This is a genomic window from Paenibacillus sp. PK1-4R (assembly GCF_030369595.1).
GTDB lineage: Bacteria > Bacillota > Bacilli > Paenibacillales > Paenibacillaceae > Paenibacillus.
Map to the genome: position 1 here is coordinate 819,332 of NZ_CP126535.1, position 16,216 is coordinate 835,547.

13 protein-coding genes are annotated in these 16,216 nt (G+C 48.1%); 9 read left to right on the forward strand and 4 right to left on the reverse strand.

Going from position 1 to position 16,216, the window contains the following annotated elements; genetic code table 11:
- Window positions 1–203: 203 nt before the first annotated feature.
- The 8 genes from QNO02_RS03460 (at window position 204) to QNO02_RS03495 (ending at window position 9,696) form a co-directional block, all read left to right on the forward strand.
- The gene (locus QNO02_RS03460; protein WP_289391097.1) at window positions 204–1,991 is read left to right on the forward strand and encodes a sensor histidine kinase; all 1,788 of its coding nucleotides are present in this window, start codon (window positions 204–206) and stop codon (window positions 1,989–1,991) included.
- The gene (locus QNO02_RS03465) at window positions 1,966–3,519 is read left to right on the forward strand and encodes a response regulator (RefSeq protein WP_289391098.1); all 1,554 of its coding nucleotides are present in this window, start codon (window positions 1,966–1,968) and stop codon (window positions 3,517–3,519) included. The genes QNO02_RS03460 and QNO02_RS03465 overlap by 26 nt, the downstream gene beginning before the upstream one ends.
- Before the next feature lie 220 nt (window positions 3,520–3,739).
- Window positions 3,740–5,023, forward strand: a complete 1,284-nt coding sequence (locus QNO02_RS03470) for an ABC transporter substrate-binding protein (RefSeq protein WP_091039041.1) — start codon at window positions 3,740–3,742, stop codon at window positions 5,021–5,023.
- Between the two features lie 139 nt (window positions 5,024–5,162).
- Window positions 5,163–6,065 carry a carbohydrate ABC transporter permease gene (locus QNO02_RS03475; protein WP_091039042.1) on the forward strand — a complete coding sequence of 301 codons (903 nt, stop codon included), beginning with the start codon at window positions 5,163–5,165 and terminating at the stop codon, window positions 6,063–6,065.
- 2 nt (window positions 6,066–6,067) lie between these two features.
- Window positions 6,068–6,907 (forward strand): carbohydrate ABC transporter permease, encoded by an 840-nt coding sequence (locus tag QNO02_RS03480; protein ID WP_091039044.1) that lies wholly within the window; start codon window positions 6,068–6,070, stop codon window positions 6,905–6,907.
- Window positions 6,908–7,012: 105 nt separating this feature from the next.
- Window positions 7,013–8,221 (forward strand): rhamnogalacturonan acetylesterase, encoded by a 1,209-nt coding sequence (locus QNO02_RS03485; protein WP_502921873.1) that lies wholly within the window; start codon window positions 7,013–7,015, stop codon window positions 8,219–8,221.
- 432 nt (window positions 8,222–8,653) lie between these two features.
- Window positions 8,654–8,899: a hypothetical protein gene (locus tag QNO02_RS03490; protein WP_143023646.1), complete on the forward strand. Its 246-nt coding sequence runs from the start codon at window positions 8,654–8,656 to the stop codon at window positions 8,897–8,899.
- Window positions 8,900–9,279: 380 nt separating this feature from the next.
- The gene (locus tag QNO02_RS03495) at window positions 9,280–9,696 is read left to right on the forward strand and encodes a sensory rhodopsin transducer (RefSeq protein ID WP_289391100.1); all 417 of its coding nucleotides are present in this window, start codon (window positions 9,280–9,282) and stop codon (window positions 9,694–9,696) included.
- 86 nt (window positions 9,697–9,782) lie between these two features.
- Here QNO02_RS03495 and QNO02_RS03500 read toward each other — a convergent pair whose 3' ends face one another.
- The 4 genes from QNO02_RS03500 to QNO02_RS03515 form a co-directional block, all read right to left on the reverse strand.
- The gene (locus tag QNO02_RS03500; protein ID WP_289391101.1) at window positions 9,783–10,940 is read right to left on the reverse strand and encodes a Ger(x)C family spore germination protein; all 1,158 of its coding nucleotides are present in this window, start codon (window positions 10,938–10,940) and stop codon (window positions 9,783–9,785) included.
- Complete coding sequence (locus QNO02_RS03505) at window positions 10,937–12,406, reverse strand: spore germination protein (RefSeq protein ID WP_289391102.1); 1,470 nt, start codon at window positions 12,404–12,406, stop codon at window positions 10,937–10,939. The genes QNO02_RS03500 and QNO02_RS03505 overlap by 4 nt, the downstream gene beginning before the upstream one ends.
- Window positions 12,387–13,493 (reverse strand): GerAB/ArcD/ProY family transporter, encoded by a 1,107-nt coding sequence (locus tag QNO02_RS03510; protein WP_289391103.1) that lies wholly within the window; start codon window positions 13,491–13,493, stop codon window positions 12,387–12,389. Before QNO02_RS03510 ends, QNO02_RS03505 begins: the two co-directional genes overlap by 20 nt.
- 207 nt (window positions 13,494–13,700) lie before the next feature.
- Window positions 13,701–14,648, reverse strand: a complete 948-nt coding sequence (locus QNO02_RS03515; RefSeq protein WP_289391104.1) for a DMT family transporter — start codon at window positions 14,646–14,648, stop codon at window positions 13,701–13,703.
- A 159-nt stretch (window positions 14,649–14,807) separates the two neighbouring features.
- Here QNO02_RS03515 and QNO02_RS03520 point away from each other — a divergent pair, with 159 nt between their 5' ends.
- Window positions 14,808–16,202, forward strand: a complete 1,395-nt coding sequence (locus tag QNO02_RS03520) for an aminotransferase-like domain-containing protein (RefSeq protein WP_289391105.1) — start codon at window positions 14,808–14,810, stop codon at window positions 16,200–16,202.
- Window positions 16,203–16,216 lie beyond the last annotated feature (14 nt).

Genomic DNA, 16,216 nt, shown 5'->3' on the forward strand with positions numbered 1-16,216 from the left:
TTGATTTGTTCAAGGTATTCTGGCTGTTTTGTGTTCTTTTTACGTTGCTGACACAGGTGTATACCTTCTCTAATGACATGAAATGTTGCATAAATATATCTTGTCAGATGACCAATGGATGTGTAAATATGAAAATAACTTACAATAAAACCACTAACCTATAGCATGACAGGCACCCCTCGCAAGCCAAAGGAGCGCTTAGGATGAACAAAATTAAGAACGCTTTCACAACACTGCCGATTCATCACAAAACGATTCTTCTCATCGGACTTTTGATGTTAATCAGCTTTACGTTTTATGCGTCCGTACTTCGATATGTGTTCAGTATCTATGACCGTCAGATCTATGAGAAATCCTCGCAAGTCCTCAATATGTCTTCGGTAGGCATTGAGAATCAACTGCGTGAAATTTCCAATCTTTCCTTCAAGGTGATGTCGGACGAGCCGCTTCAGCAATATCTGCTCCAACTGAAAAAGGTAGAAACGGGTTATGAGAAAAATGGATTACGCAAAAAAATTACCAACAGGTTAGTCGCTTATGCCGGTTCCGAAAAATACGTCTATTCCATGCTATTTATCGATAATGATAATAACGTTATGGCCGCTGGCAATCGGGAGGGAATTTCAGAGTCGAAGCAAAAGGAACTGGTTGCACTGGGACAGCAATATTCCGGCTCCAATGCCTGGCACACCAGTGGGGATAAACAGTCCCGACTCTTGTCGGTCCGACAGGTGAAATCCTTTATTGGCGGAGCATTTACATTGGAGGACCTCGGCACACTGATCATCCGGGTACGGCTGGACCGAATTGTACAGGATCAGATGCAAGAACCGGCTGAGGACTCCCAATTACTCATTACCGACGGAATAGAAGTGATCTATCCAACAGAATCGTCGGTCAGTGAAGCCGAGATTGAGTCTGAGCTGAAGCGCACCCAGCCCTATGGAATTACCATGTTGGAGCAGGGGAGGCACTTTGTAGCTCGTGCTCATTCTTCCTATACGGATTGGACCTATTTGTACACAACCCCGTTTGACCAGATGTTTAAAAAGATCCAGTTTGTCAAACAGTTGGTCACGGTGATCTTCATTATGATTTTTCTGGCGGCGCTTATTATTGGAGCGAGATTCTCTCGCAGTATTACCCATCCGATTGCGCAGTTGATCAAAAAGATGCGTAATATCGAGAAAGGTGATCTGGATAAACTGGAGGAGGCTGCCCTCGGCAATATTCCGATATCTCCACAGAACGAGGTTGGGCTGCTGCATCGCACATTCAAGATGATGCTTCAAAGAATACGTGAATTGATTGATGAGAATTATGCCAAGCAACTGGTGATTCGTGAGACTGAGTTGAAAGCGCTTCAGGCGCAGATTAATCCACATTTTCTATACAACACGCTGGAATCCATTAACTGGCTGGCTAAAGTACAGAAGCAACGACAGATCTCGGAAATGGTTGAGGCTCTCGGATTTCTGCTGCGTAGCTCTGTGAATATGTCCGAGAAGTGGATCACGCTGGAAAGAGAGCTGGACATTGTCCGCAGTTACGTGACAATTCAGCGCACGCGTTTTGAGGAAAGACTGGATTTCGACATGGAAATTGCGCCGGAGGTAGGAACGGCTCGAATTCCCAAGTTAACATTACAGCCTTTGGTGGAGAACGCCATACATTATGCACTCGAACCAAGCATTGACCCTTGCCGGATCCGTATTAGGGCGAGAGCAGATGGAGATAAGGTGATTATTGAAGTCGAGGACGACGGTCCGGGGATGACACCGGAATTCCTGGAACAACTACACGAAGGACGTATTCAGACAAGAGGACAGGGCATTGGGTTATCTAACATCCAGGAACGAATCAGACTGACCTTCGGCGATGAAGGTGGAATGGTGATGAGCAGCAAGCCCGGATCAGGAACTGTAGTATCGATCAGCATACCTTGGATCAGAGAGGACGATGACGATGTACAAAGTGATGCTCGTAGATGATGAACGTGTCATTCTGGAGGGGATTTCCCAAGTAGTCGATTGGGCCGCAGCAGGTACGGAATTGGTGGGAACGGCGAGAAACGGGATCGAAGCATTGGACAAAATTGGGCAGTCGAGACCCGATATTATTATTACGGATATTTCCATGCCAGGTCTGGATGGTCTCGGACTCATAGAGAAGGCATCCGAAGCATATCCGGGTGTACGTTTCATTATGTTATCCGGCTACAAGGAGTTCGAATATGCTCGCAGAGCGATGCAATATGGCGTGAAGCATTATTTGCTCAAACCCTGCAACGAGAATCAGATCCATGATGCGTTAACTGAACTGTTGCAGGAACATCAGGATGCTCAGGTGAGGGAGCATGTTGCCGGTGAGATGAAACAGCGATTGCAGCGTGTCCTTCCACATGTGAAGGAGCAATTTCTGCTGGAGTTCATGACCAACCGCACCTATGGGCCGGTTGATCTGGAGTATTATCAGGAGCTGTTTGATCTGGAGCTTGAAGAGAACGCAGTTCGGTTACTGCTGTTCCGAATTGTAGATGAACATGATTACAGTCACTTATTTGCGATCAAAAACATAGCCAGTGACCTGCTCCCACATGTCCTGTTAAGCACAACCATTGAAGGCAAACTCCTCATCCTGCTTGCGGATTCAGCCGATTCGGCCGGACTGAAAGAAAGTATTGAAGAGGTTCGTGCTGCATTCACCAGACTATATAAATTGGAAGTGACCGCTGCGCTGAGTGAAGCAGATCGAATGATTCAGTCCCGGCGGTTGTTTCGTGAGGCGTTGCAGTATCTGAACCATCGTTTTTTCATCGGTGAAGGCAAGCTGATTACGAAGAATGATCTGGTACTGGCCGGAGAATGCGACGGATTGCATGTAGAACAGGATGCCGAGCAACTGTGTCAGTTGATCAAATCGGGCAATACCGAAGAAACAGCGGTAGAGGTGGATCGTCTGTTTGATCTATTATCACGCCAGCAGCTGGAAATTGAAGTGACTCGCTCTTACGTAGTGCAGCTGTACTCGGCGATGGTCCATGTCTGTCCGCCTGAGGAGGCAACGGAATTCACCCAGCGTATGGCAGAACTGCCGCATATCGATACGTTATCTGGTTTGAAGTCTTTTGTTGCAAGCAGTGCCGCCCGATTAACTTCCGGTTATTACAAAAATCATATCAGTCGTCAGTCTTCTGCCGTTGAGAAGATGATGGATATCGTGGATCGTCATTATGGAGAGGCTGATCTCTCGCTCAATGGAGTCGCCCATCAGATGTTGTATATGAACCCGGATTATCTGGGCAAGATTTTCAAAAAAGTCACAGGCGAGAATTTCTCCAATTACGTGAATCGTCTGCGCATTGAACGCGCATGTGACCATATTCGCAGAGGCGGGGATGTGAAAGTGTTCGAGCTTGCTGAATTGTTCGGATTCGGCGGGAATTCACAATATTTCAGTCAGGTGTTCAAAAAGTGGACCGGTATGACACCTACGGAATTCCGCAGGATCGGCATATAACAATGGACTATCAATCGTGTAATTCATGTCTGGGGAGGACGAACAGCGCCGAGAGGAGGCTGTTGTCCTCCTCTGTTTTTTGAACCAACAAGACGGTTTTGTGTATTCAACTCTGGTCGTACATTTGCGAAAATGACATTAACAAGTTTGTGAAAGCGTTATCAGAAATAAAAGGATAACTCGTTCACACAACCATATCAACATAAAAGGGGAGATTGGCATGGTGAAAAAGGCAATATTCCTGATGATGGCTGCATTGCTCGTTTTTACAGCGGCGTGTAGTTCAGGTGGAGGTAGCGAACAGGGATCATCGGATGGATCGGTTACCCTGCGGATCGCTTGGTGGGGTTCGGATGCACGGCATGAATATACACAGAAGGTCATCGACCTGTACAAATCGAAAAACCCGAATGTCAAAATCGACGTGGAATATGCTTCATTTGATGACTACTGGAAAAAGCTCGCACCACAAGCAGCTGCAAATCAGTTGCCTGACATCGTTCAGATGGATATTTCCTACATCAGCCAATATGCACAGAATGGTCAGCTTGAGGATCTAGCGCCTTATCTGGGCAATCAGATCAAAGTGGACGATGTGTCCGAGAACGTTATTAGCACAGGTGTAATTAACGGTAAACAATACGGTGTACCTGCCGGTGTTAACGTTCTGGGCTTCCAATATGACCCTGCTTTGCTTAAAAAAGCGGGAGCGGAAGCTATGCCTGAAAATATGACATGGGAATCATACGAAGCACTGGGTAAACAAGCCGCAGAGAAAGGCCTGTATTTGGATGGAGGGGTAGCTCCTGATATCTTCTTCCATTACTTCCTGCGTACCAAAGGACATTCGCTTTACAATGCAGAAGGAACTGGCCTTGGTTATGATGATGACCAATTGTTTGTGGAGTTCTTCGGACTTATGCGCCGCATGATCGAGCAAGGTGCAGCACCTACGCCGGATGTAGCCAACCAAACCAAAGGCATTATTGAGGAATCAGATCTCGTGAAGGAAAAAGGAATCGGCGTATGGCAATGGTCCAACCAGTTCGTAGCCTTGCAACAGGTAGCGAACCGTCCACTCGAAATCGCTCCAATGCCAGGACCGGATATGGAAAAAGGACTATATATGCAACCAAGTATGTATTGGGGTGTAACGTCCAACTCCAAAGTGAAGGAAGAAGCGGCTAAATTCATTGATTTCTGGGTGAATGACGTGGAAGCCAACAAACTGATCAAAGGTGAGCGCGGTGTGCCAATCTCAGGAGCAATCAAAGAAGCTATCGCACCTGAGCTGAGTGACGCAACGAAACAAGTCTTTGAATTCGTAGCAGCCATGGAGCCAAAAGCTTCACCAATGAGTTCTCCGCCACCGGTTGGTTCACCTGAAGTAATCTCTGCTCTGGCAGATGTGGTTGAAGAGTTGAACTTTGGCAAAATTACACCTGAACAGGCAGCAGAAACATTCCGAAAGAACGCCGAATCTGTACTTGCGAACAATAAATAACAGTTGAATGATGGCTTGCTCGTCCCACTTCAGGGATGGTCGGGAATGCGGCTACTCGCAAATGCGAGGGCCTTTCCCCGTCCAGATGACCGAAGCCAGGATGAGGGAGCAAGCTGATCCATGAAGGAGGTTCGTTCCATTGAGGCAGTATTCGTCGTTACGTAGAAACTTAACTGGATATGCGTTCATAAGCCCGTTTATTATTGGATTCCTGGGCTTCACACTCATCCCCATGTTTGTGTCCTTATATATGTCGTTCACGAGTTATAACTTGTTCACTTCTCCGCGGTGGATTGGGCTTGATAACTACACCAAAATGTTTTTTGATGACCCGAAATATTGGAACTCGGTCAAAGTGACGTTTCTGTATGTATTCATTGGGGTACCGTTAAGGTTGATCTTTGCCCTCTTCGTAGCGATGGTCCTAAACACTGGCTCTCGTATGATTGGAACGTACCGGACGCTGTATTACCTGCCATCCATTATCGGTGGTAGTGTGGCCGTATCCATTATGTGGCGTAACCTCTTCAGTAATGAGGGTGTTATCAACAGTGCTCTAACGGCAATTGGGATCGGGCCTATAAGCTGGTTTGGTGACCCAAATGCGTCTCTGGTTATGCTCATCTCACTGTCTGTGTGGCAGTTTGGTTCGTCCATGCTGATCTTCCTGGCTGGTCTCAAAAATATCCCTACTGAGATGTACGAGGCAGCAGGTGTGGATGGGGCGAATCCTATACGGAAATTTTTCAGCATCACCTTGCCACTGCTTAGCCCGATCGTCCTGTTCAATATGATTATGCAGACGATTGGAGCATTCATGACGTTTGTACCTGCCTATATTATCTCCAAAGGCGAAGGTGGTCCAATGGACGGTACGATGTTGTATTCCCTGTATCTGTTCCGTCAGGCGTTTATGTTTAACAACATGGGTTATGCTTCGGCAATGGCTTGGGTCATGCTCATCATGATTGGTATACTCACGGTAGCTGTCTTCCTGACATCCAAGTACTGGGTGTTCTACGAATCTGAAGGAGGGAAGTAACGATGGTTTGGAGAAATGTAAAATGGCCCGTTTATCACCTGTTCGTTGCAGCTCTTGCCCTCCTGATGCTCTATCCCGTCCTATGGATGCTATTCAGTTCATTCAAGGAAAGCCGTACGATATTCGTCACTGCGGATACCCTGTTTCCTGCGGAGTGGATCTGGAGCAACTATGTGGATGGCTGGAAAGGCACAGCTGGGAGACCGTTTATGGATTACATCACCAACTCACTTGTAATTGTGGTTATTTCCACGATCGGTGCCGTAATATCGTCATCGCTGATCGCTTTTGGTTTTGCCAGATTGAATTTCAAGGGACGCACGTTCTGGTTCTCCTTGATGATGTTAACACTGATGTTGCCACATGACGTGGTATTGGTTCCTCAGTACATCATTTTCACGAAGCTCGGCTGGCTGAATACTATCTTGCCAATCGTTGTACCTACATTCTTCGGAATGCCATTCTTCATCTTCCTGATGGTACAGTTCATTCGAACGATTCCGAAGGAACTGGATGAGGCTGCAACCATCGATGGATGTAACAAGTTTAGATTGTATATCCAGATTATTATGCCGCTGATCAAGTCTTCTCTGGCGACTGCAGCCATCTTCTCCTTCTACTGGAGATGGGAGGATCTGCTCGGTCCGGTATTGTACCTGAACTCGCCTGATAAATACACCGTGTCGATGGCACTGAAAATGTTCCTCGATAGTGAATCTGCTTCCAACTGGGGCGCAATGTTTGCCATGTCCATCGTCAGTCTGGTTCCGGTTGTAGCTGTGTTCTTCATCTTCCAGAAACAAATTGTTCAAGGGATGAGCACCAGCGGATTGAAAGGATAAGCCAGATTACTGTATCTTCGTATCTTCGCCCGAATGAACGTTTACGAAAGTTAACCAAGGAGGTTATCGCTTTTGAATAAAGCTCAGGGTAGTCAGGCCGTTGCCATGGAGGCAGCGGCAGAGGGCCAGGCAGTGTCCGTGACCAGCTGGAAGTTTAACTTTGGACCGGACTCGGGAAGAGCAGATGAGACAGGGGATTATCTGAAAGTAACTGCAACAACCGCATATGAGGAACGCGGAGGATACGGATTCGAGGCAGGATCTCTGGTGTATGAGAAACAACGCATTCGTGATGACGATGTGTCGGATCCTACGAAACAACATTATAACAATCCGGGGCAGACAACCATGTCTGCCCGATTGCGTTCAGGCTTCTGTATTCCGCTCAAAGCATCGTTCATCGTGGATGTTCCCGACGGAACTTACCAAGTATTACTCGTTGCAGGTGATGAATTGGCTGAGACAGTGACCCGCGTGAAAGCTGGTGAGGGTAGACTTGTACTGCCAACCATTCGCACACTTCCCGGACAATACGCAGAGGTTAGATTCTCTGTTGTTGTTCGCGGCGGCAGACTTCGTCTGTCATTCTCCGGTCCTGCACCGAGAATTAATGCTTTGGAGATTACTCTTGCGAATCAGACCATGACTGTATTTCTTGCTGGGGATTCTACCGTAACGGATCAGCCGGAAAGTGGATATCCGTATTGTGGTTGGGGTCAATTATTTCCAGCACAGTTCAAACATGATGTGGCAGTGGATAATCACGCCAAGTCAGGCCGAAGTTCCCGCAGTTTTATTAATGAAGGCAGACTCAGCGCCATTCTGGAGCGAATCAAGCCTGAAGATTTTCTGTTTATTCAATTTGGACATAACGATGAGAAGCCGGACCCTGAACGTGGGACGGACCCATTCACAACATATAAGGAATATTTGAAAAAGTATATCGACGCTGCACGCGAAGCCAAGGCTCGTCCAGTGCTCATAACCCCGGTGCATCGTCGCTATTTTGCGGACGATGGCACATTGACCGATACACATGGCGATTATATCATCGCCGTGCGTGAACTGGCGGAAGAGGAAGATGTTCCGCTGATCGATCTGGCTGAGCGCAGCCGTCTTCTGTTCGAGCAGGCAGGCGTAGAAGGCACCAAGGACGACTTTATGTGGGTGCTGCCAGGCGAGTATGTGAACTTCCCCTCAGGCGTGGAGGATAACACACATTTTCAGGAACGAGGCGCCCGCCGCCTTGCCCAGCAGGTGGCAGAAGCCATCCGCGAGTTGCAATTGCAGCCGCTGCAGATGTATCTGCGATAGGTTCATGCCCTAAATAATTAAGCGAGTTAAACGAAGTAACGAGAAAAACAAAGTTGCCCAGCGAAGAGCGAAGGCAATAAACTTTTAAAAACAGGCGAGCGTAGCAGCGGAGGAGGGCGGAATCGGGTAGAGGGAGCGAAGCGTCCGCCTTTGGAGCGGGATTTCCCCTGCTGAGGGGAAATGAATAGAAATCCCGAGCCAACAGCGGCCCACAGCCCGATCCGCCCGCCGAAGCGACTGCCCTGCGAGCTATTCAGGGTTTAAAAGCTGTAGCGAGTTAAACAAAGTAACGAGCCAGCAAAAGTTGCCCAGCGAATAGCGAAGGCAATAATCTTTTAAAAAACAGGCGAGTGTAGCAGCGGAGGAGGGCGGAATCGGGTAGAGGGAGCGAAGCGTCCACCTTTGGAGCGGGATTCCCCCTGCTGAGGGGGAATGGATAGAAATCCCGAGCCAACAGCGGCCCGCAGCCCGATCTGCCCACCGAAGCGACTGCCCCGCAGCTATTCAGGGTTTAAAAGCTGTAGCAAGTTAAACGAAGTAACGAGCCAGCAAAAGTTGCCCAGCGAAAGAGCGAAGGCAATAATCTTTAAAAAAACAGGCGAGCGTAGCAGCGGAGGAGAGCGGAATCGGGTAGAGGGAGCGAAGCGTCCACCTTTGGAGCGGGATTCCCCCTGCTGAGGGGGAATGGATAGAAATCCCGAGCCAACAGCGGCCCGCAGCCCGATCTGCCCACCGAAGCGACTGCCCCGCAGCTATTCAGGGTTTAAAAGCTGTAGCAAGTTAAACGAAGTAACGAGCCAGCAAAAGTTGCCCAGCGAAAGAGCGAAGGCAATAATCTTTTAAAAAACAGGCGAGCGTAGCAGCGGAGGAGGGCGGAATCGGGTAGAGGGAGCGAAGCGTCCGCCTTTGGAGCGGGATTTCCCCTGCTGAGGGGGAAATGAATAGAAATCCCGAGCCAACAGTGGCCCACAGCCCGATCCGTCCACCGAAGCGACTGCCGCGCGAGCCCACGGATTTTTAACCTAAATTGCAATCGCAAAAAAGGAGGATGTATTTCAATGACACCTGACCAGACAGAATTAGGCACATCTGCCCGTAAGAATTTTTCAGCAGCTACAGGTCACACCTACTGGGTCATTCCAGATGGTTACATTCCCCCGGAGAGCCGGGGCACATTGGAGAGTCATGAGAGCATCTGTGTACTGAACACCAGTGCCACGGATGCGGAGCTGCATATCACGATTTATTTTGAAGACAGAGAACCACTCGAAGGTATGGTCGCTGAAGTGCCAGCGAGAAGGACGAAGCACATTCGCACTGCATCGCTACGATCCGGGGAGCAGTCTATTCCACCGGGCGTGCCTTATGCGATTACGGTTTCGAGCAACATCCCGGTTATCGTCCAGTACAGTCGTTTGGACACGACCCAGCCTGAATTGGCTTTGATGAGTGTCATGGCGTATCCATTAGGATAACTTCCCCAATCGACAGCATAGCTGGAGATGGTAAGAAGCCCCGTAACCTTGCATCCAATGCAGGCACGGGGCTTCTTTTTCTTCATTTAATCGCTGTATTTATACGTGCTCGCATTAAGGATATCCACATGGACCTCTACTTTGCCGAGCTTGAAACGCTCCAGGGGGTCAGCACGTTGGGAGACCTCTTGTTGCCATAAGGGCAGATTGTGGCGATAGAGGTGTTCCACGAGACCGTATGAATCGATCTTGCGTGACTTGGTTTTTTCGAACGTATCTCGGATTTGGGATTCGATTTGTTTCTCCGCTTCCTGTTCCATGGCATGTGGAGACCGAGGAGCCCCGTGATCTTCGGTGATGGAGCTTTTGACCGAGGTAACTAGATCAAATGTGACGCCATCTCCTTGTTTTCTCGCCGTGATTCTCGTCTTGGGATGGCGAAGCATCAAGGTTAAATCAGGAGTTTTCCCACCATTCCCATATACGTATAGTGGGTACTGATGTACGCGCTCATAATTTACGTAACGTGTACCATCTGCATCTGCTCCTGCAACTCTACCCTGACTTGTGCCTTTGGAAATGACATAAAACCCGTCCATTCTAACAAGGGGTGGCGTTTTATCGCCGTTGAACCAGGTCTCGTTCCTCGTTGATACCGAGGGTAAAAGAACGACGGAAGCCGGCTCCCGTAGTCCATCGAGAAGCTGATGGAGCCGAATAGGTTCGAAACCGGAATGCTGTTTGTATAGCCTCATGGGCTCGAATAACTCAATCGTCTGGGCAGATTGGTTCAGCAGCGCAGATGGGGAGAGCACATCCGGAATGTTCTGCTCTGTCGCGTAAATCCAGGGTGTATATCTCAGTTGACCTGAATGCAGCAACGTATTAAATATTTCCTCCAGCTTCCCTTCCAGAGCATTTTTCGATAAAACAATGGCTTTAACATGAGTCCAGAGCGTTTGCTGCTGTGATGTTTCATACAAGTCGTTAATAGCCATGCTCAGTGTTGAACCTTCGCCCCGTCCAATCCAGATATCCCTTGTTTCCCGGGAAGTTGGCGTTTCCTGTTTTGCAATACTGGAGAAGTCAATCAACTGGGCATACGCAATATATTGGTTGTCCACATAGTCTATTCCAATGGCCGTGATGAAGTTAATACTTTGCACCTCTTTGGAATCCCAGCATCCCGTTAGCAGGATCAAGCACCCCGCAAGTAGGCCACTCATGGACATCCATCTGGTCATGACCGTTTTCTCCAGCGAGTGGAATCTTGGGTGTGAAGTGCTTCTGGACGCTTGTTTTTTTTCATGGAAGGGGGCATGGATACGGCTTGAGTGAAGTCTCCTGGAATGTAGGGAGATACGGGTGACAGATAGGATACGCCATAACACTCCAACGATACGAGGTGTACCAACAGAGCGAACAGTCCGATCATAAATCCAAATAATCCAAGGATCGAAGAAATAATGAGCATTCCGATACGAATTTGTGCAGTAGCCCCGCTGAGCACGGTATTCACGAGAATATAGCTGGAGATGACTGAGATCGCTACCGTAACTATGATGGTGGGCGATGTAATCCCGGCACGAATGGCTGCATCCCCGATGATAAGTCCGCCGACCACGCTGACCGTCTGCCCTAACGCACGTGGTAACCGCCGACCGGCTTCGTTAAATAGCTCGAACATAAAAATCATTAAAAAGGCTTCCAGCGTCACCGGCATGGGCAGGCCCATTCTAGTACCAGCAATTGTAGCCAAGAGAGGTAGCGGAATCTGTTCCACATTGAAACTGGTCAGGCCGATGTAGAAGGCTGGGAAGAAACAGGCAATCAGCAGACCGGAAATACGCAAAATCCGTTCGAAGGTAACTATGAAAAAAGGTGTGCTTTTGTCTTCCGGGGACTTCAACTGATTGAAAAGTGTAGTTGGTGCGATGACCGCCACAGGAGAACCTTCAATGAGAACGGCAAAACGTCCATTTAACAGGGAATCGACGACAAAATCAGGACGTTCAGTATTATCTGTGAGTGGAAAAATACTCCGAATCCCTCCCATGACAGCTCGCTCCATGATTGAGGTACCCAGAATGCCGTCAATCTCAATCTGATCCAGATTGTGTTGTGCTTCTTTCAGAATGTCTGGATTAATAATATCTTTTACATATAGAAGTCCAATGGCAGTTTGGGTACGACCACCTTTGACATATTTCTCATAACACATCGAAGATGTTTTCATTCGTTTGCGAATAAGGGCCACGTTGGTAGTGAGTTCTTCGGTGAATCCATCGCGCGGGCCTTTAACTGATGTTTCAATGGCTGATTCTTCTGGACTGCGTCCCGGGATATCAGCGATATCCAGACTGCAGGCCTGCACACCATTACCAAAAATGATCAGTAGTTGTCCACTAAAAATCAAAAGATTAAGTTTCTTGGAATCAGTGAGATCCTCAATCGGATTTAAGGTTAATCCCAGTTCGTGGGGATGTGATTCCTCAATGATCAGGGAGTGTTGTTCCAGACGGGGAATAATAAATTGATTGATTTGTTTGCCGTCGACCAGTCCTTCGCAATAGAGCAAAATGACTGGCTGATCGGATTCATCTTTGACAGGAAAGGTCTGAATAACAACATCTGCACATGGATTGAACTGCTCTTTCAAAGAGGCAAGCAGTGTTTCATGGGACGTGGTGTCAATCGCTTGATGCTCCATGATGTTTCCTCCTCTGATGGCGTGAATGGATAAAGGCAACCGTCGTCGCGATAATCGCAAGTCCGCTCAAATACACGAGATTGAACGGAAATATGTATTCGACCAGAAGCTTTTCGAAGGTCATATCATCCAGAGGATACAACATGGTTAGAATAAAGAAGACACCTAACGAGATACAACTGATAAGCCTTCTGGTAGAGCTCTTAATATTCCATATTTCTACTACAATATACATGGCGAGACTAATCCGGGTGAACGAGCCTGCGAGCCACTGGTAGATGGAAAAGAAGTCGGTCTGGGCGATGTACTTGCCCAAGGAGGCAATTCGCCATTCTTCAAAGGCGGGATATCGCATTTTGGCAGCCTCAAAAGGATCGAATTCCACAATCGCCCCGATGAGTGGGCCGACTGTTAGTCCCACAAGAATGATTGCGAGCATCAGATACTGCCATACACGTATACGTTTAGTGAGATGAGGCTGGATATACCAGATGAACAGCAGTTCAAACATGCCTGCAAGACTGTAAATCATGCCATTAAGCACCGGATGCCAGCCGTGTTCTAACACAGGCAGGAGACGACTGTAATCCTTGTATTGAGTGTTCACAATTGCAACATAGAAGCCCAGCAGTACCACCAGTGGAAGGATCAATCCTGCCGTAAATGCCAGTGAGCGGATGCCTTTATATGCCCCATAGGCACAGAGAGACATGAGGGCAATACTGGTTACCAGAATTGGCGTTTCTGTCAGGTAATTTGTTTTGGCCCAAGTCGTGGTATCGTGCAGGGTGAAATAGATTGCGCTCAGAAAAAAGAGACTGTTACCCACTCGAAAGAACAGGCCGATAGGCTTGCCGAGACGGGATGTTAACCATTCATGCAGGGTTTGATGCTGGAGGAAACGAGAGACATAGGCGAGCATTAGCGCAAATATCAGAAATGGTCCGGCTGATAGCAGGACGGAAATCCAAGAATCCCTTTTGGCCGCAGCCAAAAGGGCAGGAATAATCAGAACATGGCTGATCAAGCCAACGGACAACATGATCAACATCATAGCTTGTAAAAAAGAAGGTTGTGTTCGTTTCATGCTGAGGGGTCTCCTTTTCCCGATAGACTGTCCTCAGCAGTGTTAACGGGATTGGAGCGCTTCATACTGTCAGTCAAAATAACGAATACCCATGGCTTCTCTTACCTCTAACATCGTTTCCCGGGCCGCTCTCCAGTCAAAATGCGGGGTTCGGGGAGGATGGCAGCGTATAACTCGTTGAACCGGCGAACCAACTTCATCGCTGTCTCAATATGGGGAATCTGACTTGATCCCGGTGACCAGCCTATGTTTGCGACCGCTCATATTGGTGCCAAGCACACCAGCAATAATCAACAATGCACCAATATAGTGGTAGCTACCCACTGGTTCATGCAGTATCCATGCACCTCCTACGATGGAGATGAGCGTGGACAGATTGCTGAATACACTCATTTGCGAAGCCTCCAGATGGGTCAGGGCATAGCTCGCAAGCAGGGTAGAGATCATGGTGGAGAGGATCGCCAGATAAGCGAGCGCACCCAGATAGGATGTATCTCCAAGCGGTTTGATGTAGTCCATCATGGAACCGCTGGACGCATGTCGGATCAGGGAAGCGGCGTTGAATACAATACAGCCAACCATCAGTGTGACCCATGTTAATTCCATTGGTTTGTACTTCTGGGTTAATGGTCTTGCAAGCACACCATACCCTGCAAAACAGACCGTGGATAACAGCAATAATGCAATGCCCTTCAGGTTACCTATAGACATGCCGCTTCCTTGCATTATGAAAATAAAGACCACTCCAGCAACAGACAGAAGCAGGAACAGCTTCTGCATCGTGGATGTGCGTTCCTTCAGGAAGACTGAAGCGAGAACGAGTGTGAATACAGGGGCCATGGCCTGAATAATACCGGCTTCCGATGAGTTGGAAGATACAAGCCCAAAGGCTTGAAAGGCAAAAAATAAGACGGGAGATAACAGCCCCAGTGGAATGATTCGCCACAGATCACGAAGGCTCAGTCGGATTTTGATCCAGCCAAAAATGACAGGAATGCTAACAACGATCAGCGACAGGGCGAATCGGTGGGCAAGGACATCAATTGGATGTGCAACAGTGACGGTCATTTTAACAAATAAAAAAGATAGACCGATAATAGCTGCGTACAATACAGCTGCGATATAAGCGTATCCCCGAGTGTGTGTTTTGTTCATAAATGCTCCTCCAATACAGTAGTCATAGCGCTTTATCTTTCATTATCCTGAATTATGTCAGGTTTGAGGCATGTGCTGGACTTATTCAATATACTGCCGGGTGCATCGTGCTACAATAGATAAAAGGTTTAACTGTATCGGTACAATTGTGGGAGAGGGATGGGTGCAGTGAAAAAATACGAAGTGATTGCCGAAGCATTAAAGCAATGGATTCAGGAACAGATGCAGCAGCAGGATCGTCGCCAGTGGGCAGATAAGGGCATCCGTCTTCCAGCCGTTCGAGTTGTAGCAGAACAATATCAATGCAGTATAAGTACAGCGATTCGTGCATATGAGTGGCTGGAGCAACGGCATTTGGTGTACGCCATACCTCAATCTGGCTATTATGCCGTTCAGAACGGGACAGGTGCTCAGGACATGGACTGGCAGGGAGCGTTGGACTTTGCTTCAGCTGCTCCCGATCCAAGGGTGTTCCCTTATGCAGACTTTCGTCATTGTGTGGATCAGGCGATGGAGAAGAAACAGGCAGAGTTATTTATGTATGGCACGGATCAGGGATTACCTTCGCTTATCATGCTGTTGCAGAAGCAGTTTGCGGATTATCAGGTGTTTGCGAGAACGGAGCAGTTCTTTATCACATCAGGTGTGCAACAGGCACTGGCTGTACTTGCATTGATGCCTTTTCCTAATGGAAAGAGAAAAGTACTGCTTGAACTACCGACCTATCACAATATGCCCTCGCTACTGAGTGGATTAAATGTGCCGATTGCCGGTGTGAGACGTGCCCTGGATGGGCTGGACTGGGCATCGCTTGAACGTCAGTTCGCTGAGGAAGATATCAAGTTTTTCTATGTCATGCCTCGCTTTCACAATCCGATTGGCACATCGTTGACTGTTGCTGAGAAAAAGAAACTGATCCGGCTTGCACAGCGGTACGATGTCTATCTGGTGGAGGACGATTATCTGGCTGATCTGGAGGACAATACGAAACAGGACCCGTTATGGTCCTATGATACCGAAGGCCGGGTCATCTATCTGAAGAGTTACTCCAAAATTTTGTTTCCAGGTCTGCGCATTGGTGTAGCTGTTCTGCCCTCAACACTAATTCAATCTTTTGGGGCTTACAAAAAAATGCTCGATATCGACACTTCCGTTCTGTCTCAAGCTGCGCTGGAGATCTATGTCCACAGCGGAATGTTTGCTCATCACAGGAAAGTGATTCGTAACCGCTATGCTGCCCGGATGCACACGGTGCATGAGCAACTGGACACATATCCAGACTTTGCTCCGTTTATGGACGCTCCTCGAACAGGTGGGGAGCATACCGTATTGCCTTTGGCGGGTGATATGCCGCTTCGTGTTCTGCTGTCCCGGCTTCAAAAGCACGGAGTCATCGTTGATACGACAGAACGGTATTATCCGGAGGGAACATATCAAGCGCATCAGGATCAGATGCTGCGCTTGAACATCTCCAATGTGCCTAAGCAGCGAATCGAGGAAGGGATACAGAAGATCCGGGAGGAAATTTTGAAACTTCAGATCAGGCAGAAATAAGGTGAAGAATCGGA